Source organism: Enterococcus innesii (assembly GCF_022846515.1).
Classification (GTDB): domain Bacteria; phylum Bacillota; class Bacilli; order Lactobacillales; family Enterococcaceae; genus Enterococcus_D; species Enterococcus_D innesii.
Genome location: NZ_AP025635.1, coordinates 1,863,467 through 1,885,628, shown reverse-complemented (window position 1 = coordinate 1,885,628; position 22,162 = coordinate 1,863,467). Strand labels below are relative to the sequence as shown.

Below are 22,162 nucleotides of genomic sequence, written 5' to 3'. Positions count from 1 at the left end.
GCAAACGATCAATAAATTAGATCGTCGGTCTCACTCCCATCTGCGGCTTGGATTTCGATCACCAATTTATGAGGTAGACAGACGATGGTTTCCCCATTTTTACTGGCCCAGCCACGGCGGACACAAATCTGGTCGCCGCAATCAGCTTCCTTGATTCGGATCCGATCGCCTTCGATCTCCAGTAAATTGGTATCTCCGTCTTCATCTTCATAAAGATAGGTGTATGCTTTTTGACCTTCAACTAAGTCAAAACGTTTGATTTCTGTCCCATCGACCCGTAAGACGGCTTCTTTGTCAGCCGTTTGCGTCTGGCCAAAAATAAAAAGCGGTAAAAAAGAGCTGAGGATCAAAACAAGTATGATGACGCCATCCCATGGTTTTAAATGGGCATCGCGGATAAATTCTTTTAGTTTCATCAAAAAAGACTCCTGTTCTTTCATGTGATGTGTCTCATTCTAGCATAAGAAGACAAGATTCTACTAGCTGAATCCTCAATAATCCACCGATTTCTGTGCAAGGACGATCAAGAAAAAGTTCTGTACTTGGAAAGAGACCAAGACACTGATTGAAAATCAGAATGTCTTAGTCTCATGAAGTCGTACAGGTATTCTATTTTGCTGGCTTATTTATTGCCATATAAGGAGCGAGGGGTACCGTACCACCATTTTCCAAGGGTACGTTGCAACCATGGGATTACCCAACGGTCTAAACCGACTGCGCGTCCTGAACCGTTCATCAAGGCAAATGCAACTGGAATGAACCAGATGTTTACCCAGTAGAACATACCAGACATACAGAAAGTCAACACCAAAACGATAGTCGTTGCGTTTACTAACCAAGTGAAGAGACCAGCCATCAATGCAAGAGCTAAAGCAATTTCAAAGAAGACCATGAATTTTTGGAAGAACATGGCAACGTCGTTGTTTGGCATAATAAATTGCATAACTTTTGTGAACCAGTCAGGTGATTTTTCAATCACGATCATTGGTTGTTCACCGTAAGCATAGCTCAAACCGAAGTGTGCGGCTTGTGTCGCTGCATCGGCTGCTTCACCGGCACCACTAGCGGCACTTGCTGCATCGGCTGCTTCACTAGCACCACTGGCTGCATCAGCGACTGTTTGATATTCCCAAGTCCAAGGGAATACGCTGTTGCCTTGGAACCAAGAACCTTCACCGAACCAAGTACCAGGTTTGAAGACTTCCCCATTCGTACCCAAAATTTTCTTGAAGGCTTCAACGAACCAGACAAGACCATAGAAAATACGAAGCGGAACACTCCACAAGACGTTACCGTAACGAGACGTGTGACCACGAGCGACTGTCCGGTCATCTTTGATGTGGAAGATTTCATGCATCAAGTATTGGAACATGTAGTAACCAGAACGAATATCAAAGAAGTATTTCAAGTTAACGATGTGTTTCATAATGATCGCTAAGAAACCGCTCAGGTGAATCTTATTGAATAAGTTCGCCACGCCCCATTTGGCACCGATGGAAACCATAAATCCTTGGTAGTTTCCTTTGAATTTATGTTTTTCGCCACCTTTGATGGCTGAAACGATATTCGTTGCTGCAGTGTGACCTGTTTGTTCAGCTGCTTGCACGATTTGTGGTGTTGGTGTGTTCGGGAATTCTTCGAAGTAAACCAAGTCACCAATAATATAGATGTTTTTGTCTTCGTAGCCTTTTGCTTCCATGTACTCATTGGCAACTAGACGGAACCCACGAGCAGTTTCTAAACCGAAATCAGCAGCATCGCTAGTTCCTTTGACACCGGCAGTCCAGATCAATGTGTGGGTTGGGATCGTTGAACCATCTTTTAGTTTGATGTGGTCAGGTGCCACTTCAACGATTGGTGCATTCAAGACAAGATCAACATTGTTTTTCTTCAAGTAACGCTCTGCTTTGGCTGCATCGTTACGATCAAGCATGTTTAAGATCGTTGGCATTGCTTCAACGACTTTCAAGCTGATTTCACTTGGGTCCAATTTATAATCGGAAGCTAAACGATCTTTCCAGTCGATCAGTTCACCGATCATTTCGATCCCGGTAAATCCAGAACCACAAACGACAAAGGTCAACATTGCTTTGCGTAATGCTGCATCTGGTTCGATCGCTGCTTTTGCGACAGTTTTTTCAATGTGTTCGCGAATGCGGACAGCATCGTCAAATGACCATAAAGTAAAGCCGTTTTCTTTAACGCCAGGTGTACCGAAGTCATTCGGTTCGCCACCCATCCCTAAGATCAAGTAGTCAAATGAATAGCTACCTAATTTTGTTTGGACAGTTTTATTTTCTTTATCGATCCCAGTTACTGTATCGGTTACTAAACGAACATTTTTCTTGCGTGAGAACAAGCGCTGCAAGTCATATTGAATTGCGGTAGGTTCTACACGTCCTCCAGCGACTTCATGCAGTTCAGTCATCATCGTATGATAAGAGTGACGGTCGATCAATGTTATCTCAACATCATTGTCTTTTTTCAATTTTTTTGCCATGTACTTCGTAGCAGAAACGCCTGCATAACCGGCACCGACAACGACAATGTTTTTCTTTGCCATTGCAAATCTCTCCTTAATAAAAATAATCTATGATAATAATTACACAATCGTTCCTATTATATAGACAAATGGTTCATTTGTCTAACGATTCTGATGAAAAAAACGCATATTTCCTGAAATTCGTGAAAACTTGCGAAAATCAAAAAATAAGTCATTTTTTCGAGAAAAAGCGGAAAGGAAGCGGTTGACATATCGTAAATTTACTTTACAATGTTAGATGTATCACAAACTTTTTTGTGGGGAAAATAAACAAGTAAAAGGTGGATAATTATGAAAGCAAAGAAATTGATTGTAGGTATGGCGGTATTTTCATTCGCAGCATTATTGTTAGGGGGTTGTGGAGCGGACAACAACAATACAGCTTCTTCGTCAACTAGTGAAAGTACATCACAAACTTCTGCAAGCGATTCAGCATCAACAGAAAGCACGGAAGCAACCGTTGTTGCAGGCGAGCCAATGCAAGATGGGACATATCGTTTAGAAGAAAAGAACTACAAAAACGACTACCGTGTTACCTTTGAGATCACAGTCAAAGACGGCAAAATCGTTGAATCAAAATATGACAACGTCAATGCGGATGGCGAATCAAAAACAGAAAACACTGAATACAATGAAACGATGAAAGAAAAAGCAGGTATCAGCCCAGAAGAGTTTATTCCTAAATTCAATGAAGAGTTAGTTGCCGCACAAAGCCCTTCTTCAATCGAAGTAGTTTCTGGCGCGACTCATTCCTTTGATTCCTTCCAAAACTATGCACAACAATTAATTCAAGCGGCGCAAGCAGGAAACACGGAAACCATTGAAATCGACAATGGGGCAGACTTGAAAGACGGAACCTATACATTAGAAGAAAAGAACTACTCAAATGGTTACCGCGTAGTCTTCTCAATGACTGTGGCTGATGGCAAAATCTCTGAATCAAACTACGACTACCTAAACGAAGCCGGCGAGTCGAAAAAAGATGATGCATCATACAACGAAAACATGGAAGCTAAATCTGGTACAAGTCCAGAAGAATTTATTCCAAACTTCAATGAAGCTTTTGTTTCTGCAGTCAATGCTGAAGATGGTTCTGTGGCAGACATGGATGTAGTTTCTGGTGCAACCCACAGCTTCCACAGCTTTGTTATCTATGCACAACAATTGTTGAATGCCGCTGAAAAAGGCGACCAAACAACAATCGAAGTGGATAACTTCGTTACTGAATAATCACAACTTCTTTCCATTAAGAGGACAGCATTCGTTTTGAGTGCTGTCTTTTTTTCGTGGGCAGCAAGGTCACAAAAGCAAGTTCGTGCAAAAGGAAGCAATCTGGCAGAAAGCTTTTTTTAAAAGAACTGTTTTTTACAAAGAAGAAAAAGTTCGATTAAGGATTCCTAAAATACGTTGCGGAATCACGGAATGCCCCTTTTCATTCTGCCAAAAAAAGGCTATTATATGAAGGTTGAAGACAATAGAAAAGAGGAAAATCATGAAAAAGAAAGTAACGTTTTTTCTGATGTTTGTTTTTTTAGGCACAATGTTGGCAGCTTGTGGCAGTGATCAGGAAGCAACGACGCTGCGAGAAGAACCATATTTTCAAGAAGAATTTTTATTAGGCACTTATACTCGGATTCGCATTTATGATGAAGGCAAAGAGAACGCCATGAAGCCGGCCTTTGACCGCATCAGAGAGTTAGGCGATAAAATCACCATCAACCAAGCAGGGTCAGAGATCGATGAGATCAATGCGCAAGCTGGTATCAAGCCGGTAAAGGTTTCGGATGACATCTATTATTTGTTAAAAGAAGCTTACGATTACAGTGTGAAATCAGAAGGCGGCTTTAATATGGCCATCGGTGCCATCACCCAATTATGGCGAATCGGCTTTGATGATGCCCGCAAGCCAGAGCAATCTGAGATCGATGAAGCATTGAAACATATCAATTATGAACAAGTCGAGTTTAACGATGAAGATCAAACCGTTTATTTAAAAGACAAGGACATGATCCTTGACCTTGGGGCGATCGCTAAAGGCTACATCACGGATGAAGTCGTCAAAGTGCTGAAGGACAATGGCGTGACTTCCGCGATCGTCGATTTGGGCGGGAATGTCTATGTGTTAGGTCATAGTAACCGCGGCACAGATGAGCCATGGAATGTCGGAATCCAAGACCCGAACAAATCTCGCGGCTCGATTATCGGTAGTATCAAAGAAACCAATAAAACAGTGGTTACTTCAGGGATCTACGAACGCTATTTAGAAGTAGACGGCAAAACGTACCATCATATTTTCGATTCTGAGACTGGCTATCCTTACGACAGCGATGTGGCAAGTGTGACTGTCATCACCGACAAATCCATCGATGGCGATGGGTTAACTACGGTGGCGTTTGATAAGGGGGTCAAGGAAGGCTTAGCCTATATCGAACAACATACCGAAAAGGGTACCGATGCGATCTTTATCACAAAAGAAGACAAAGTGTATGTAACCGACGGTATCAAAGATACCTTTGAACTTTCAGAGGAATCAGGCTACACGATGGGTGATCGTGCGGATTTAGAATAGGAGGAGTGAAAGATGTCTCTTTCAGTGTTTTTAGAAGTAGTGGAGATCCGTACCAAAGTGGCCAGTGTCTTCCCCTTCATTATGGGTGTGTTGTTCTCGTTGGTGTATTTTCATGAAATTCATCCTTTGAATACCGCAATCTTTTTTCTGGGGATGCTGCTGTTTGATTTGACGACGACGTCCATCAACAATTATATGGATTTCAAAAAAGCCAAATCAGAAACCTACAAATACCAGCACAATGTGATCGGGCGAGAAAACATCTCAGAAGCTACTGTTCGCAATCTGATTTTTGCGATGCTGGCAGGAACCTTACTGATCGGTCTTTACTTGACCTTTGTTACCGGATGGCTGCTGCTAGTGATGGGGTTGGTGGTTTGTTTTATCGGAGTCTTTTATACCTTTGGCCCGATTCCGTTATCGCGGATGCCTTTAGGCGAGGTGTTCAGCGGCGTAACGATGGGATTAGGGATTTTTGCCATCACGATCTATATCAATACTATTGATCAAAAAGTGTTTTATCTGGCACTGGATTTTGTGAACGGAACCTTTGGCTTAGTAGGGAATCTCTGGGCCGTGTGTGCCATCGTGTTGGCATCCTTGCCATTGATTTTCACGATTGCTGACATCATGTTAGCCAATAACTTACGGGATCTGGAAGCCGATATCGAAAATCACCGCTACACACTGGTGTACTACATCGGTCGCGAAGCAGGTATCCGTCTGTTTCAAGGAATGATGCTAGCTTCCTACGCCGCTATTTTGTTGGGCCTCTTGTTTGGTCTCTTCCAATGGCCGATTTTGCTCGTGTTTCTGACACTACCGAAAATCCGCCAAAACTTGAAGGAGCATCAAGTCAGCCTGCCCCACCCACGTAGCTTCGGCTATTCGATTAAGAACATGATTTTATTCAACAGCAGCTATGCCTTAGGCTTGCTTTTCTGTCTGTTGTGGCAATTGCTTTAAAAAAAAGATCGACCTGCTCTTGAAAGAGCAGGTCGATCTTTTTTATGTGGGGAATGAAATAGCGCATAAAAACTGTAGAAAAGACATGATAAAAGAACGAGCATGATACTTATTATGAAAAGATGAGGCTCGCTTTTTCTGCGAAATTGATCGTAGCAGTAAAGTTTGTTTGAGAGCTGCCTAGGTTGCTTTTTATTTAACCCCTCGGAATAAGCAGGTCTGTTTATGGAGTGTTTGTGTTTACGCTTGCTGTGACTGGTTACCTACGAAAGCAGCCTCAATACCGCTCCAAACTGATTTCTCCAGAAGAAAGTACCTTGCGCTCCGTCGCTGTTTCCACCACCAATTCACCGGTGTTGGTAATGTCTTTGGCAATCCCTTCATAGGTCACCCCTTGTTGCGTAAATTGAACGGTGCGGCCCAAAACGAAGGATTTCTGCCGATAGCGGGCCATATAATCCATGTCAGGCAGTTGTGCCAACAATTGGAAGAACCGACGCCAAATTTCTTGAATCAATACTGCTCGAGAAAAGGTTGGATACTCCTCACCAGGAAAGAGTGAGGTCGCTTTTTCCCGAATCTCTGCTGGAAACTGCTGTTGCGGAATCGAAAAACTGATGCCGATACCGATCACAACCGAGGTAATGCGGCCTGTCTCAAAGTCACTGGTTGCTTCAGACAAAATACCGCAGATTTTTTTTCCATCTAAGTATAGATCGTTGACCCACTTAATGGCCGTTTCCTTCATTAGAAGGGCGTCGATGGCTTCGGCGACTGCCACCGCCGCCAAAACGGTATATTGTGGCAATTCTTGAAACGCTTGGTTTGGTTTTAAAAGCAAGCTCATATAGATCCCTTGTTTTTTCGGTGAGAAAAACGGACGTTCGAAGCGGCCGTGACCGCCTGTTTGTGTTTCGGTCAAAAAAAGGGCGGGGGTTGCCAGTCCACTGTCCAAAGCGGCGATCTTGGCTTCTTTCATGGTGGATTCAACAGCTTCCTTGATTTGAATCGTGGGAATCATCGGCAAGGCTGCCGCAAGTGCTGCTTGATCGTAGCGATCATCCGAGACAAAGCGATAGCCGTTGGCCAAGTGTTCGAAATGATAGCCTTCTTTCTCGAGTTCTTTAATGGCTTTCCAGACTGCTGTACGAGAGATCGACAAAGCTTGGGCTAGTTTTTCTCCGGACAGTACAGTATCTTCTTTTTGTAATAAGGTCAGTATTTTTTCTTTTGTCGTCATAAGGATATCCTTCCTAATGTTTCACGTGTAACGTTTTCGTTAGCATAGCAAGAAATCGGCAAAAAGCAAAGTAGTTTCTTACGAAAAACAGTCCCCACCAGCCTTGTTTTTTTCTTTAGAAAATCTTAGGAAATGGGTGCGCCAGAAAAGCATTGTAACTTCCAATGAAAGCTTGACAGGAAAGTGCTTCATCTGTATAATAAGGAGTTGCAAAAACTATCTGAACGAAAAAAGCAGAAACGAAATATTGTCCGTTTCGGCTTAGGAATAAGGAAACAAAAGTAGAAAATGCCCAATGCATCCGTTCTATTTTTGGTTTTTTTTTGCCTAAAAGCCGCAAAAAATGCTTTCTGTAACCTATATTTAATATTTGTTACAGTTTTGTAAATAATCGGATAGCCTTTTTGAAAGACTTTATGAAGAGGTGAAGAGCTTGGCTGGACACGTAGTAAAATACGGAAAGCATCGCGAACGTAGAAGTTTCGCACGGATCAGTGAAGTATTAGAATTACCGAATTTGATTGAAATTCAAACCGACTCTTACCAATGGTTCCTAGATGAGGGCCTAAGAGAAATGTTTGAAGATATTTTGCCAATCGAAGGATTCAACGGTAACTTGTCCCTAGAATTTGTGGATTATGAATTGAAAGAACCAAAGTATACAGTAGAAGAAGCCCGTGCCCATGATGCAAACTATTCGGCACCATTACATGTTACTTTGCGTTTGACGAACCGTGAAACCGGGGAAATCAAATCCCAAGAAGTATTCTTTGGTGATTTCCCATTAATGACTGAACAAGGAACCTTTATCATCAACGGGGCAGAACGGGTTATCGTTTCTCAGTTGGTCCGCTCTCCGGGTGTATATTTCCATGGCAAAGTCGATAAAAACGGCAAAGAAGGCTTTGGTTCAACTGTTATCCCTAACCGCGGTGCGTGGTTAGAAATGGAAACTGATGCCAAAGATATCTCTTACGTACGGATTGACCGTACCCGTAAAATTCCTTTGACGGTCTTAGTCCGTGCCCTAGGGTTTGGTTCCGATGACACGATCTTTGAAATTTTCGGCGACAGTGAATCATTGCGTAATACGATCGAAAAAGACTTGCATAAAAACGCAAGCGATTCTCGTACCGAAGAAGGATTGAAAGATGTTTACGAACGTCTTCGTCCAGGCGAGCCAAAAACAGCAGACAGCTCACGCAGCTTGCTGAATGCACGTTTCTTCGATCCAAAACGTTACGACTTAGCAAATGTTGGTCGCTACAAAGTAAACAAAAAATTAGATTTGAAAACACGTCTATTGAACTTGACCTTAGCAGAAACCTTGGTTGACCCTGAAACAGGCGAGATCATTGTTGAAAAAGGCACTGTTTTGACTCACCAAGTCATGGAAACATTAGGCGCATTTATCGATAATGGCCTAAACAGTGTAACGTACTATCCATCAGAAGATGGGGTCGTGACCGAACCAATGACCGTCCAAGTCATCAAAGTCTTTTCACCAAAAGATCCAGAACAAGAAGTCAACGTGATCGGTAATGGCTATCCAGATACTGCCACACGTACCGTTCGTCCAGCAGACATCATTGCTTCAATGAGCTACTTCTTCAACTTGATGGAAGGCATCGGCAATGTCGATGATATCGACCACTTAGGAAACCGTCGGATTCGTTCTGTTGGTGAATTATTGCAAAACCAATTCCGGATCGGGCTTGCTCGGATGGAACGTGTCGTTCGTGAACGGATGTCGATCCAAGACACCGAAACCTTGACACCGCAACAATTGATCAATATTCGTCCAGTTGTCGCAAGTATCAAAGAATTTTTTGGTTCTTCTCAGTTGTCACAGTTCATGGACCAAACAAACCCACTGGGTGAGTTGACCCATAAACGTCGTCTATCTGCCTTAGGACCTGGTGGTTTGACCCGTGACCGTGCCGGCTATGAAGTCCGAGACGTTCACTATTCCCACTATGGCCGTATGTGTCCGATCGAAACGCCTGAGGGACCAAACATCGGGTTGATCAACAGCTTGGCCTCTTATGCCAAAGTCAACAAGTATGGCTTCATTGAAACACCATACCGTCGCGTTGACCGCGAAACAGGCCGTGTTACTGACAAGATCGATTACTTGACTGCCGATACCGAAGACCACTACGTTGTGGCCCAAGCAAACAGCTTGTTAAATGAAGACGGCTCTTTCGTAAACGACGTTGTTATGGCGCGTGCTACTTCTGAAAACTTGGAAGTTTCGATCGATAAAGTCGACTACATGGACGTATCACCAAAACAAGTAGTCGCAGTCGCAACCGCATGTATTCCTTTCTTGGAAAACGATGACTCCAACCGTGCCTTGATGGGTGCCAACATGCAGCGGCAAGCTGTACCATTGATCAATCCGAAAGCACCTTGGGTTGGTACTGGTATGGAATACAAATCAGCACATGACTCAGGAGCTGCTTTGTTATGTAAACATGATGGAATCGTAGAATACGTGGATGCAGCCGAAGTGCGCGTTCGTCGTGACAATGGCGCATTGGACGTTTATTCTGTTACCAAATTCCGTCGTTCAAACTCAGGAACCAGCTACAACCAACGTCCATTAGTGGCACTTGGTGAAAAAGTGGAAAAAGGCGACATCTTAGCAGATGGCCCATCTATGGAACAAGGCGAAATGGCATTAGGACAAAACGTCTTAGTCGCATTCATGACTTGGGAAGGGTACAACTATGAAGATGCCATCATCATGAGCCGTCGTTTGGTGAAAGATGATGTTTACACTTCTGTCCATATTGAAGAATATGAATCAGAAGCCCGCGACACAAAATTAGGACCTGAAGAAATCACTCGCGAAATCCCGAACGTTGGGGAAGACGCGTTGAAAGACCTAGACGAAATGGGGATTATCCGCATTGGCGCGGAAGTCAAAGATGGCGATCTGCTTGTTGGGAAAGTCACGCCAAAAGGGGTAACGGAACTTTCAGCAGAAGAGCGTTTGTTGCATGCAATCTTTGGTGAAAAAGCCCGCGAAGTGCGTGACACTTCTCTACGCGTGCCTCACGGCGGCGGCGGAATCGTCCACGATGTCAAAATCTTTACCCGCGAAGCTGGCGATGAATTGTCACCAGGTGTGAACATGCTGGTTCGCGTTTATATCGTTCAAAAACGGAAAATCCATGAAGGGGATAAAATGGCCGGACGTCACGGAAACAAAGGGGTCGTTTCTCGCATTATGCCAGAAGAAGACATGCCTTTCTTACCAGATGGCACACCAGTCGATATCATGCTGAACCCATTAGGGGTACCTTCTCGGATGAACATTGGACAAGTATTAGAGTTACACTTAGGAATGGCTGCGCGTCAATTAGGCATTCACGTGGCAACACCAGTCTTTGATGGTGCCAGCGATGAAGATGTTTGGGCAACCGTTGCTGAAGCAGGAATGGCCAGCGATGCCAAAACAGTGCTTTACGACGGACGTACCGGCGAACCATTTGATGGCCGCATCTCTGTTGGTGTCATGTACATGATCAAATTGGCCCACATGGTCGATGATAAATTGCATGCCCGTTCCATTGGACCTTACTCATTGGTTACTCAACAACCATTGGGAGGAAAAGCCCAATTTGGTGGACAACGTTTCGGAGAGATGGAAGTTTGGGCACTGGAAGCATACGGTGCTGCTTACACCTTGCAAGAAATCTTGACCTACAAATCAGATGACGTGGTTGGTCGTGTGAAAACATACGAAGCAATCGTCAAAGGGGAACCAATTCCAAAACCAGGTGTACCAGAATCATTCCGCGTATTAGTAAAAGAATTGCAATCACTCGGTCTAGACATGCGTGTCCTAGATATCGATGATGCAGAGATTGAACTACGCGATATGGATGATGACGATGATGATTTGATCACCGTTGATGCCTTAACAAAATTTGCGGAGCAACAAACAGCCCGTGAATTAGAACAAAAAGCACAAACAGAAGCTAAAAATGCCGCCGACGCGTTGAACCAACAAATCGAGACAGCAGAAGATCGCTTGCAATAATAGACGGCCCTCGCTATTTCCGCCACTAGCGGAAATAGCCCCCGTTCTATCGGATATGTCCATGAAATGAAATGGAGGGAACCTTTTTTGATCGATGTAAATAAATTCGAAAGTATGCAAATCGGTTTGGCTTCTCCTGAAAAAATCAGAAGCTGGTCTTATGGTGAAGTAAAAAAACCAGAAACCATTAACTACCGTACGTTAAAACCTGAACGCGAAGGGTTGTTTGACGAGCGTATTTTCGGTCCAACCAAAGACTGGGAATGTGCTTGCGGCAAATATAAACGGATCCGCTATAAAGGCATCGTTTGTGACCGTTGCGGCGTGGAAGTAACACGTTCAAAAGTGCGTCGTGAACGCATGGGACACATTGAATTAGCAGCACCAGTATCACACATTTGGTATTTCAAAGGCATTCCTTCACGGATGGGTCTTGTCTTAGACATGAGCCCACGTGCATTGGAAGAAATCATCTACTTTGCTTCATACGTAGTGATTGAACCAGGAAACACCAGTCTTGAGAAAAAACAACTATTGACTGAACGGGAATACCGTGAAAAACGTGACCAATACGGTCAAGAATTTTCAGCAGCGATGGGTGCCGAAGCCATCAAACAATTATTAGATGGCGTTGATCTTGAAGGCGAAGTTGCTGAATTAAAAGAAGAATTGAAAAACGCAACTGGTCAAAAACGGACCCGTGCGATCCGCCGTTTGGATATCTTAGAAGCATTCCGTGCTTCAGGAAACAAACCAAGCTGGATGGTCATGGACGTTATCCCAGTTATCCCGCCTGATTTGCGTCCAATGGTGCAATTAGAAGGTGGACGTTTTGCCACAAGTGACTTGAACGACTTGTATCGTCGTGTAATCAACCGTAACAACCGTTTGAAACGCTTGTTAGACTTGAATGCACCAAACATCATCGTTCAAAATGAAAAACGGATGCTGCAAGAAGCAGTTGATGCCTTAATCGATAACGGTCGTCGCGGCCGTCCAGTTGCAGGGCCAGGGAACCGCCCATTGAAATCTCTTTCTCACATGTTGAAAGGGAAACAAGGTCGTTTCCGTCAAAACTTGCTAGGAAAACGGGTCGACTACTCAGGTCGTTCAGTTATCGTCGTTGGTCCATTCCTGAAAATGTACCAATGTGGTCTGCCAAAAGAAATGGCGATCGAATTATTCAAACCATTCGTGATGCGGGAACTTGTTTCTCGTGAAATCGCGTCAAACATCAAAAATGCCAAACGCAAAATCGAACGTCAAGAAGACGAAGTTTGGGATGTTTTAGAAGATGTCATCAAAGAACATCCAGTGCTATTGAACCGGGCACCTACGCTTCACAGATTAGGTATCCAAGCATTTGAACCAGTCTTAGTTGAAGGCCGTGCCATTCGTTTGCACCCACTTGTTTGTGAAGCCTACAATGCCGATTTCGATGGAGACCAAATGGCCGTTCACGTACCATTGAACGAAGAAGCGCAAGCAGAAGCACGTATGCTGATGTTAGCAGCCCAAAACATTTTGAATCCAAAAGACGGAAAACCAGTTGTAACACCATCTCAGGATATGGTCCTAGGGAACTACTACTTGACGATGGAAGAAGAAGGCCGTGAAGGGGAAGGCATGATCTTCCGTGACATGGACGAAGCAGTTACGGCATGGCGCAATGGCTACGTGCATTTACACACACGGATCGCTATCAATCCAAACACTTTAGGGGACAAACCATTCACGTCTGAACAAAAACAACGTTTGATGGTAACAACAGTGGGTAAAGTGATCTTCAACTCGATCATGCCCCCAGAATTCCCATTCTTGAACGAACCGACAGACTACAACTTGACGGTTCAAACACCAGACAAGTACTTTATTGAAGCTGGTACAGATGTGCCTGCCTTCATCAAAGAACAAGAGCTTGTTGGCCCATTCAAGAAGAAAAACTTAGGAAACATCATTTCAGAAGTCTTCAAACGTTTCCGCATCACTGAAACGTCACGCATGCTTGACCGCATGAAAGACTTAGGATACAGCCACTCAACAATGGCGGGTATCACCGTTGGTATCGCTGATATCATGAACTTGCACGAAAAACATGAAATCATCGACAATGCCCACAAACAAGTAGAAACGATCACGAAACAATTCCGTCGTGGATTGATTACCGATGACGAGCGTTATGAACGAGTTATTGGTGTTTGGAATGCAGCCAAAGATGAAATTCAGTTAAAACTGATGGAATCATTGGAAGCGAAAAACCCAATCTTCATGATGTCTGATTCCGGTGCCCGTGGTAACATCTCCAACTTTACTCAGCTTGCTGGGATGCGTGGATTGATGGCCGCGCCTAACGGACGTATCATGGAATTGCCGATCATCTCAAACTTCCGTGAAGGTCTATCTGTCTTGGAAATGTTTATCTCGACCCATGGTGCCCGTAAAGGGATGACCGATACCGCCTTGAAAACAGCCGATTCCGGTTACTTGACACGTCGTCTCGTTGACGTTGCCCAAGATGTCATCATCCGTGAAGACGATTGTGGCACTGACCGTGGTTTAGATATTCAAGCAATTCGCGAAGGAAACGAAATCATCGAATCCTTAGAAGAACGTTTAGTTGGTCGTTACACTCGTAAATCAATCATCCATCCGGAAACTGGCGAAGTGATTCTTGGGGTCAACCAATTGATCACCGAAGACCTAGCCAAAGCAACGGTGGATGCTGGCATCGAAACAGTATCGATTCGCTCTGTCTTTACATGTAACACCAAACATGGTGTATGTAAACATTGTTATGGCCGCAACTTAGCCACTGGTTCTGAAGTTGAAGTTGGGGAAGCAGTCGGTACCATCGCTGCCCAATCAATCGGTGAACCTGGTACTCAGTTGACCATGCGTACCTTCCATACCGGCGGGGTTGCCGGAGACGATATCACGCAAGGTCTCCCTCGTGTCCAAGAAATCTTTGAAGCCCGTAATCCGAAAGGACAAGCGGTCATTACCGAAGTTACCGGAGAAGTCATCGATATCTCAGAAGACCCTTCAACTCGGACCAAAGAAGTGACCATCAAAGGGGAAACCGATACGCGTACGTATACCGTTCCTTATACTGCCCGGATGAAAGTAGCAGAAGGCGACTTTATCCATCGTGGTGCACCATTGACAGAAGGATCGATCGATCCAAAACAACTGTTACAAGTTCGCGATGTCTTGTCTGTTGAAAACTACCTATTACGGGAAGTTCAACGCGTTTACCGTATGCAAGGGGTAGAAATCGGCGACAAACATATCGAAGTAATGGTTCGTCAAATGCTGCGTAAAGTCCGCGTCATGGATCCAGGTGATTCAGGCATCTTGCCAGGAACATTGTTGGATATCGCCGACTTTAAAGACCGCAACTACGACACCTTGGTAGCCGGCGGCGTTCCTGCAACTAGCCGTCCAGTCCTACTAGGGATCACGAAAGCATCCTTGGAAACCAACAGCTTCTTGTCTGCTGCGTCCTTCCAAGAAACCACTCGTGTGTTGACCGATGCAGCGATCCGCGGCAAGAAAGATCCACTTCTTGGATTGAAAGAAAATGTTATCATCGGTAAGATCATCCCAGCTGGTACTGGTATGCCTCGTTACCGTGAAATGGAACCAAAAGAAGTAACAGTTGCCAGCGAAAATGTCTACAGCATCTCAGACATCGAAGCACAAATGGCTGCTGAAGACGCATTGAACAGCCAAAACTAATCAATGCCCAGCACCTGATTGACTCAGTGTGAAGGAAAAGCTTGTCATTCTTCGGAATGGCAAGCTTTTTTTGTTTAGCAAAAGAAAATGTTACGAAAAAGAATGCGTCCTTCTTTCATCCTAGAAAAAGGGCATTTGAAACAACAAATGAAAGCGTTATTTTTGAAATGTCCAAATCAGTGGACATCGATTAAGAAATACTCGAGCCAAAGAAGGCTATAGTAAAGATACGGAGGGAGACAGTATGAAGCTGAGCAAGAGAGAAACACGTTTGATTGAGCAGTTTATGATACAGGGGATGAATTTGACCGCTAATGAACTAGCCACAGCTGCTAAGGTTTCAACAAAAACCATTTATCGGACGATCAAGCGGATCAATGAGGCTGCTGGTTCAGAAATCATTCGGTCTGAAATCGGCAAAGGATTTTGTTTGGATTATGAAGCGTATCTCAAAGGGACGATTGAAAATCAAGAAACGGATCAACATGATGAGCCGCTTGAGCGACGTCATGCGATTGCCCTGCATTTATTGTTTAAATCACCAAAGCGTTTAATGATCAAAGAGTTGTTCGCTCATTACTATTTGAGTGAAGCAGTGATAAGTAGTGATATCAATCGTCTTTCGGAATATTTTCAGTACTTTGAACTCCAGTTGATCCGATCCGATAAGAGAATTGCAGTGATTGGTACCGAAAAAAATATCCGTCGCTGTGTCAATGATCTCTTTACGAAAACCCATGTGTGGAATGAAGAAATGGTCACGCAAAAATATCCCATCAATGCCTTTGATATCAACTTTATTACCTCAATTCTTGAATTCATTGAGCGAAAACTCGCAAACAGTATTGCGTATCCTTACAACATGAATATTTTCTCGCATCTGTATATTCTGATTTTACGAATGAGGGAAGGAGAAATTGACCGTGAAGAGATAATTGAGGGTTTAGATGAGGAAGAACAGCATTTGATTGAACAGCACCAAGAGTTTTATCAAATTGCCCAACAAGTGATTGAAAAAATCAATGCCTATCTCGTGACGGAGCTGCCAGAAAGTGAGGTATTTTATCTCTACCAGTATCTAGTGTCTTCCAGAGTAGAAAACAAACCCTTGGCAATGACCAATCTGACAAAAGAAGCCAGCGAAATCACGGAGTTTTTTACTAAGCAGATGGAAAAAGCACTGGGTATTCAATTGAACCAGCAAACAGACAAGACTGATTTACTTTGCCATATCCAGCCGATGCTCTATCGGCTAAAGAATAAAATTATCGTGAAAAACGGTCTGCTAAATGACATTCAACTAGAGTACCCAAGGATTTTTGAGCAAGTGGCACAAGTCAGCAAGGAAGTGGAGCGAACCTATGGAACGAATCCCATATCGGAAGACGAGATTGGTTTCTTGGTGCTGTATTTTGTGAAATTTAAAGTCATTCGACGGCGCAGACAGCGAGTCTTAATCATGTGCAGTAGCGGCGTAGGAACCTCTGAACTGCTGAAAGTCAAATTCCAACGGGCCTTTCCTGAATTGGATATCGTGGATGTGCTTTCCGCTCGGATGTATCGAAAGCATGCGAAAGACTACCAGGATATCGATCTGATCTTAACCACCATTAATTTGCCAGTAGAAACGAAGGTGCCAACGATTTTAGTCAATTCGGTATTTACCAAACAGGATGAGAAGCGAGTCAAACAACTATTAGGAGAGATGTAAAGATGAAAAACGAAAGCCAAACGATCCAAGCGTTCAGTATCGCAGATGTAATCAATCCCAATCTTATCAAGATGGAAATGGAAGCGAATTCAAAAGAAGAGGCGATCACTGAACTGTCTGAACTTTTATATGAAAACCAGGTAATTACCGATTTAGCAGGGTTCACCCAAGATGTCTTTGCCCGAGAAATGGAAGGAATGACCGGTATCGGACATGGCTTAGCAATCCCACATGGAAAGTCAGACAGTGTGAAAAAGACTTCCTTAGTGATCGGAAAAACCAAGCGTCCGCTTGAATGGGAGTCCATCGATGAAGCGCCCGTTCAAGTAATTATCTTGTTTGCAGTCAAAAATACCGATGCCAATACGATGCATATCAAGCTGCTGCAAAAGGTAGCGATGCTACTAGCGGATGAATCGTTTATTGATCGTCTCGTTGCGTCAGGGACAAAGGATCAAATGATGGCCTTGCTTGCTAAAGATCCAATGGCAGAAAACTAAGAAAGGGGGAGAAGAGATGAAAATCGTTGGTGTAGCTGCTTGTACTTCAGGAATCGCTCATACGTATATTGCTAAGCAAAAAATTGAAACAGCTGCGAAAGAACTTGGTCATGAAGTCCATATCGAAACCCAAGGAACCATCGGGACAGAAAGTGAATTGACAGAAGCAGATATTCATGCAGCTGATGTTGTCATTATTGCGGCAGATATCAAAATCGGTGGCAGAGACCGCTTTGAAGGCAAGCGAATAGTAGAAATTCCAACTAGTATGGTGATCAAAGCGCCTAAGCGTTTGCTTGAAACGATTGAAGAAAAATTAAATCAGGGATGAATCAATGAATGTTCTGACAATGCAAATTTAAAGGGGGATGAAACAAATGATGAAACAGCTGCAGTTGAAAAAACATGCCTTAACCGCCATCTCGTATATGCTGCCGGTCGTTGTAACAGCCGGGCTTTTGATTGCGATCGGAAATCTTACCAACGGCACAGTCATTGAAAATTACGATGCTGCCTATACGATCCCGGATGCACTGGTCTCGCTGGGCGTTTTAGGGATGGGGCTGCTGGCGCCAGTGATCGCTGCCGCGATCGCCTACTCCATTGCCGATCGTCCAGGAATCGCTCCCGGACTCTTTATGGGACTGATTGCCAATGCGATTGGCGCAGGCTTTTTAGGGGGAATGTTAGGAGGCTATCTCGCAGGTTATCTGGTCTTATTCTTAGTAAAAAACCTTAAAGTACCACGTTGGGCACAAGGTCTGATGCCAATGATGATCGTTCCAGTTTTGTCGACACTGATCGTCGGTGCTTTGATGTTCTTCGTCATCGGTGTACCGATCGTGTGGGCCACTGACGCGTTGACTACCTTCTTAACGAATCTGCAAGGCTCGGGGAATTTCTTATTTGGCGCGATTGTCGGTGGCATGGCTGCCTTTGATTTTGGCGGACCCGTCAACAAAGTCGCCTCGCTATTTGCTGATGGGCTATTATTGGAAGGCATTCAAGAACCCGAAGCCGTGAAAATTTTAGCCTCAATGGTGCCGCCCTTTGGTGTTACGATCTCTTGGGTCCTCTCTCGTCTCTTACGCCGACCCAAATATTCTACGGAAGAAGAAGACAACATCAAGATCGCTTTTCCAATGGGTCTTTGCATGATCACAGAAGGGGTGATCCCGATCGCTGCCGTCGATCCGTTTCGCGTCATTTTTTCCTGTACGGCCGGAGCAGCCGTCGGCGGTGGTCTAAGCATGGTTTGGGGCGTCGGTTCACCGGTACCATCTGGAGGGGTCTTCATCATTCCTGCCATGACGGATCCACTGAAATTTACCATCGCACTCTTGATTGGTTCTGCCATCACCGGTGTTTTGCTCTTTGCATTGAAAAAGGCACCCGTTGAAACGCCCATCGTGGAAGAGGAAGAAGACATTGACTTTTCGTCGATTGAAATTTCTTAAGAAAAGGAGCGAAGAAGATGTATGTATCAATGAAAGAGATGCTGCAAAAAGCCAATCGAGAAAACTATGCGGTTATGGCTATCAATTGTTTTAACCTAGAAACCGCTAAAGCAGTGATCGATGCCGCTGCAGAATCTCATGCACCCATCATCGTGGATTTGTTGCAAGACCATTTAAAAACCCATCTGGATCATCGTTACTTAACCCAGCCGATCATTCGGATGGCGGAAAATGTCAATGTGGAGGTTGCCATCAATCTGGATCACGGACAGGATATCGCCTTCGTCAAACAATGTCTCCATGAAGGGTTCTCAAGCGTCATGATGGATGCCTCTATGCATCCTTTAGAAAAAAACATCGCCATCACCAAAGAGATCGTGCAATTTGCGCAAGCCTATAATGCCAGTGTCGAAGCAGAGGTTGGGGACATGGGAGCAGTGGCTGGGGATCAGTATACTAGCGATGGGATGTATACCGATCCAGAGGAAGCCATCCATTTTATTCGAGCAACCGGGGTCGACTGTCTCGCTCTTTCTTACGGCTCCAGTCATGGGGATTATCCAGAAGGGTACCGCCCGGCATTTCGCTTTGATATCGTTCAAACAATCAAAGAAGCCACTGACCTACCGCTGGTTTTGCATGGTGGCTCGGGAGCCGGTAGAGAGAATATCTTACGTTCCGTGGCATTAGGAATCAATAAAATCAATGTAGGGGCTGATTTTATGAAAGCCCAAAGAAATGCCCTGCACCAACAGCTGGATGCTTGTCCCGAAAGCGATTATTCGACCCTGATCCACCAAACCATCGAAGCAGGAAAAGCAGTCGTCAAAGAGTATATCGAATTATCTGGATCAAAAAACAAATCACTTTAAAAAAGAATGGAGCACACTTATATGTTGATCAATATGAAACAATTACTGACCGTTGCCAAAGAAAATCAATTTGCCGTTGGTGCCTTTAACGTCGCAGACAGTAACTTTTTACGCGTCGTTATCGAAGCAGCGGAAGAAAACGATGCACCAGCCATCATTGCGGTCCACCCAACAGAATTGGCCTTTACAAAGGATGAATTTTTCCACTATGCAGTTTCCAGAGCGAAAAACAGTTCTGTGCCGATCGTGATCCATATGGATCATGGCGACAGTCTGGCAAGTATTATGCGGGCGATCCATTGCGGGTTCAGCTCGGTGATGATCGATGGGTCATTGCTGCCTTTTGAAGAAAATATTGCTCTGACAAAACAGATTACCGAGATTTGCCAGCCGATTGGGGTATCTGTCGAAGGCGAGCTGGGAACGATCGGCAATACCGGAACCTCCGTTGAAGGGGGCGTCTCCGAAGTGATTTATACTCGTCCAGAAGATGCACAAGAATTCATTGAGAAGACAGGCATTGATACACTAGCAGTTGCGATTGGAACTGCCCATGGTATTTATCCGAAAGATATCAAACCGGAACTAAAAATGGATGTCTTGCAAGAAATCAAAGATCGTGTCGATATCCCGTTGGTGTTGCATGGCGGATCGGCCAATCCCGATGAAGAAATCGCTCAGGCAGTGGCAATCGGTATCCAAAAAGTAAATATCTCCTCTGATTATAAATACGCCTTTTACAAAAAATGCCGTCAAATTTTAGCTGAAACAGAATTATGGGATCCAAATGCTATTTACCCAGAATGCATTGAGGCAGCTAAAGCAGTGGTTACGCAAAAAATGACCCTCTTCAATGCAATTGGGAAAGCAGCTTTGTATCGCCAGCAAAATATCCAGCCATGGCGTAGTGAACAAAACTAAACAGCAAACAAATAATGGAAACACCCTCGAAAATCGCTAAATTGCGGCTTTTCGAGGGTGTTTTTTTATTGCGCATTCTTTTCTTGCAGCATCCGAATCCCCTTTTCCTGAACCTGCCGAGCGATAAACGCCAAGTCATTCGAAGTCAGGTTGATGTCTGCATAATGAAATAAATTTTTTCTGCAGGAGGGGGTCAGATTGCCGATGATCAAATCATAAGTCTCGTCCAGTTTGGTCAGAGAAAACGAGTCTAGAGGATTTAAGATCGTGATCGTTAGCTGATAGGGAATAAACTGTTGGATTTTCGTTTGGATAAATTCCGTATGGTAACTATTCGTATCATAAAACAAAGCTAAGCGAAAGTCAGCGTTTGCGTCGATGATTTCTTTGGCAAAATTGGGGAAAGATATATGGAAAATATAAATCAGGTAATTGATCGTACTTGGTCGAATGATTGGCAAATTCGAATGGGTCAAAAGCTGAACGATGTCTCGATTGACTGTCTGTTGGACTAAATCACAATTATCAACAAAACGAGCAAAGCGATCATCCAAGATGCAGTAAGGAACCTGCAAGTTGATCCCAAGAAAATAAGAAAAGACCACGGCGTCGAGCTTCTCTTCAAAATTGGCTTCATGGTAGTTGTATTTTTTAAATATACGTTTGGTCATTTGATAAAACTCTTGTTTGGTCTTACGAAAGACATCAGGGTCTTGACCAATGTGGGACGTGACATAACCGACCATTTTCTCGACATATGCCCGACTGTAGCCAGTAAATTCGCTCAAATCGATTTTCTCTAAGAAATATTCGATGTGGTTCCCATTGGGATTAGAAGCGTATAGGCGATCGCGCTTCGTGTTGATGTAGATTACAAAAGCAATTTTTTTGATGTCGGAAAAATAAAGTTTTAGGGGCGTCGCAGCTGCCATGATACGAGCGATCTTCAAGAAATCCTGTTCTTGGTTAATGTTGGCATCCACAAATTCATACTGGTACTTCTCTAAGAAAAAAATCAGAAAAAATTGCCGAATGTTGTGTTCATTTCCTTTTAACTGGATGGGCTTGGTTGCGATGAAGAAATCATACGGTGCCAGAACCAAATTGATCCTCTTGATCAAACGAATGATCGATGACTTGCTTAAATTTAATTCTAGTGCCAGCATGTCATAACTAGTGAAACTTGATGAGAAGAGTAGTTCTAACAATTGAAACGCAGACGAGCGATTTAAAAAATGGCTGTATACGTCTAGTCGAGTAGCGAAAGGATGCAAGTGTAGGCGAACAGCTGAATAATCGTCAAATTGTAAGTCCAGAAACGAAAATTCATTGTCGATTTCCGCGATATAGGTTTTCGCTGCAGACATTGAGATGGAAAATTTCACTGCCAAATCGTGAAGACTCGTTCCCTGATCGTCTAATAAATACTCAATCAGCTGTAGTTTCTTTTGTGTTGTAGATGATAACAATTTCCGTAACATGATGCCCGTCGAGCCCCCTTTTAAGTAAATAGTATCACGTTTTTACATGTATTCAAAAAAATTGCGTGTTGTATTTTTTTTGAATACATCCCACCCCAAAATTTTGGGAAAATA

General features: G+C 43.8%; 15 protein-coding genes. 11 read left to right on the top strand and 4 right to left on the bottom strand.

Features of this window, described 5'->3' with window-relative positions; translation table 11 throughout:
* Positions 1 to 8: 8 nt before the first annotated feature.
* Together ENLAB_RS08765 and ENLAB_RS08760 are read right to left on the bottom strand one after the other, a co-directional pair.
* Positions 9 to 416, bottom strand: coding sequence for a NusG domain II-containing protein (locus tag ENLAB_RS08765; RefSeq protein WP_005230326.1), 408 nt, complete (start codon positions 414 to 416; stop codon positions 9 to 11).
* Positions 417 to 622: 206 nt separating this feature from the next.
* Entirely contained in the window at positions 623 to 2,563 is a 1,941-nt protein-coding gene (locus ENLAB_RS08760) for an NAD(P)/FAD-dependent oxidoreductase (protein ID WP_005230327.1), read from the bottom strand.
* Positions 2,564 to 2,833: 270 nt separating this feature from the next.
* Between ENLAB_RS08760 and pplA the strand changes: the two genes are divergently transcribed.
* The 3 genes from pplA to menA all read left to right on the top strand — a co-directional run bounded on the left by pplA (position 2,834) and on the right by menA (position 6,077).
* The gene (gene pplA / locus ENLAB_RS08755) at positions 2,834 to 3,772 is read left to right on the top strand and encodes an extracellular electron transfer flavoprotein PplA (protein WP_077454144.1); all 939 of its coding nucleotides are present in this window, start codon (positions 2,834 to 2,836) and stop codon (positions 3,770 to 3,772) included.
* A 262-nt stretch (positions 3,773 to 4,034) separates the two neighbouring features.
* Entirely contained in the window at positions 4,035 to 5,111 is a 1,077-nt protein-coding gene (locus ENLAB_RS08750; RefSeq protein WP_244350760.1) for an FAD:protein FMN transferase, read from the top strand.
* A gap of 12 nt (positions 5,112 to 5,123) precedes the next feature.
* Positions 5,124 to 6,077, top strand: a complete 954-nt coding sequence (gene menA, locus ENLAB_RS08745; RefSeq protein WP_244350758.1) for a 1,4-dihydroxy-2-naphthoate polyprenyltransferase — start codon at positions 5,124 to 5,126, stop codon at positions 6,075 to 6,077.
* A gap of 277 nt (positions 6,078 to 6,354) precedes the next feature.
* On the opposite strand, the gene ENLAB_RS08740 is transcribed toward menA, so the two are convergent.
* Positions 6,355 to 7,317: a biotin--[acetyl-CoA-carboxylase] ligase gene (locus tag ENLAB_RS08740; protein ID WP_074536297.1), complete on the bottom strand. Its 963-nt coding sequence runs from the start codon at positions 7,315 to 7,317 to the stop codon at positions 6,355 to 6,357.
* A gap of 433 nt (positions 7,318 to 7,750) precedes the next feature.
* Between ENLAB_RS08740 and rpoB the strand changes: the two genes are divergently transcribed.
* The 8 genes from rpoB (at position 7,751) to ENLAB_RS08700 (ending at position 20,567) form a co-directional block, all read left to right on the top strand.
* Positions 7,751 to 11,368, top strand: a complete 3,618-nt coding sequence (gene rpoB / locus ENLAB_RS08735) for a DNA-directed RNA polymerase subunit beta (protein WP_008381746.1) — start codon at positions 7,751 to 7,753, stop codon at positions 11,366 to 11,368.
* Between the two features lie 87 nt (positions 11,369 to 11,455).
* Entirely contained in the window at positions 11,456 to 15,106 is a 3,651-nt protein-coding gene (gene rpoC / locus ENLAB_RS08730; protein WP_081119190.1) for a DNA-directed RNA polymerase subunit beta', read from the top strand.
* A gap of 244 nt (positions 15,107 to 15,350) precedes the next feature.
* Complete coding sequence (locus ENLAB_RS08725; protein ID WP_244350756.1) at positions 15,351 to 16,817, top strand: BglG family transcription antiterminator; 1,467 nt, start codon at positions 15,351 to 15,353, stop codon at positions 16,815 to 16,817.
* Positions 16,818 to 16,819: 2 nt separating this feature from the next.
* Positions 16,820 to 17,317: a PTS sugar transporter subunit IIA gene (locus ENLAB_RS08720; RefSeq protein ID WP_077454151.1), complete on the top strand. Its 498-nt coding sequence runs from the start codon at positions 16,820 to 16,822 to the stop codon at positions 17,315 to 17,317.
* A 16-nt stretch (positions 17,318 to 17,333) separates the two neighbouring features.
* Positions 17,334 to 17,648, top strand: a complete 315-nt coding sequence (locus tag ENLAB_RS08715; protein ID WP_140966048.1) for a PTS fructose transporter subunit IIB — start codon at positions 17,334 to 17,336, stop codon at positions 17,646 to 17,648.
* A 46-nt stretch (positions 17,649 to 17,694) separates the two neighbouring features.
* Positions 17,695 to 18,774: a PTS fructose transporter subunit IIC gene (locus ENLAB_RS08710; RefSeq protein WP_086291468.1), complete on the top strand. Its 1,080-nt coding sequence runs from the start codon at positions 17,695 to 17,697 to the stop codon at positions 18,772 to 18,774.
* Between the two features lie 17 nt (positions 18,775 to 18,791).
* On the top strand, positions 18,792 to 19,646 hold the full coding sequence (locus ENLAB_RS08705; RefSeq protein WP_244350754.1) for a class II fructose-bisphosphate aldolase: 855 nt from the start codon (positions 18,792 to 18,794) through the stop codon (positions 19,644 to 19,646).
* Positions 19,647 to 19,667: 21 nt separating this feature from the next.
* Positions 19,668 to 20,567 (top strand): ketose-bisphosphate aldolase, encoded by a 900-nt coding sequence (locus ENLAB_RS08700; RefSeq protein ID WP_244350752.1) that lies wholly within the window; start codon positions 19,668 to 19,670, stop codon positions 20,565 to 20,567.
* Positions 20,568 to 20,632: 65 nt separating this feature from the next.
* Here the strand turns inward: ENLAB_RS08700 and ENLAB_RS08695 are convergent, their stop codons facing one another.
* A complete protein-coding gene (locus tag ENLAB_RS08695) occupies positions 20,633 to 22,048 on the bottom strand; it encodes an AcpB/EbpR/MafR family transcriptional regulator (RefSeq protein WP_244350750.1) in 1,416 nt (471 codons plus the stop codon).
* Positions 22,049 to 22,162: the final 114 nt, after the last annotated feature.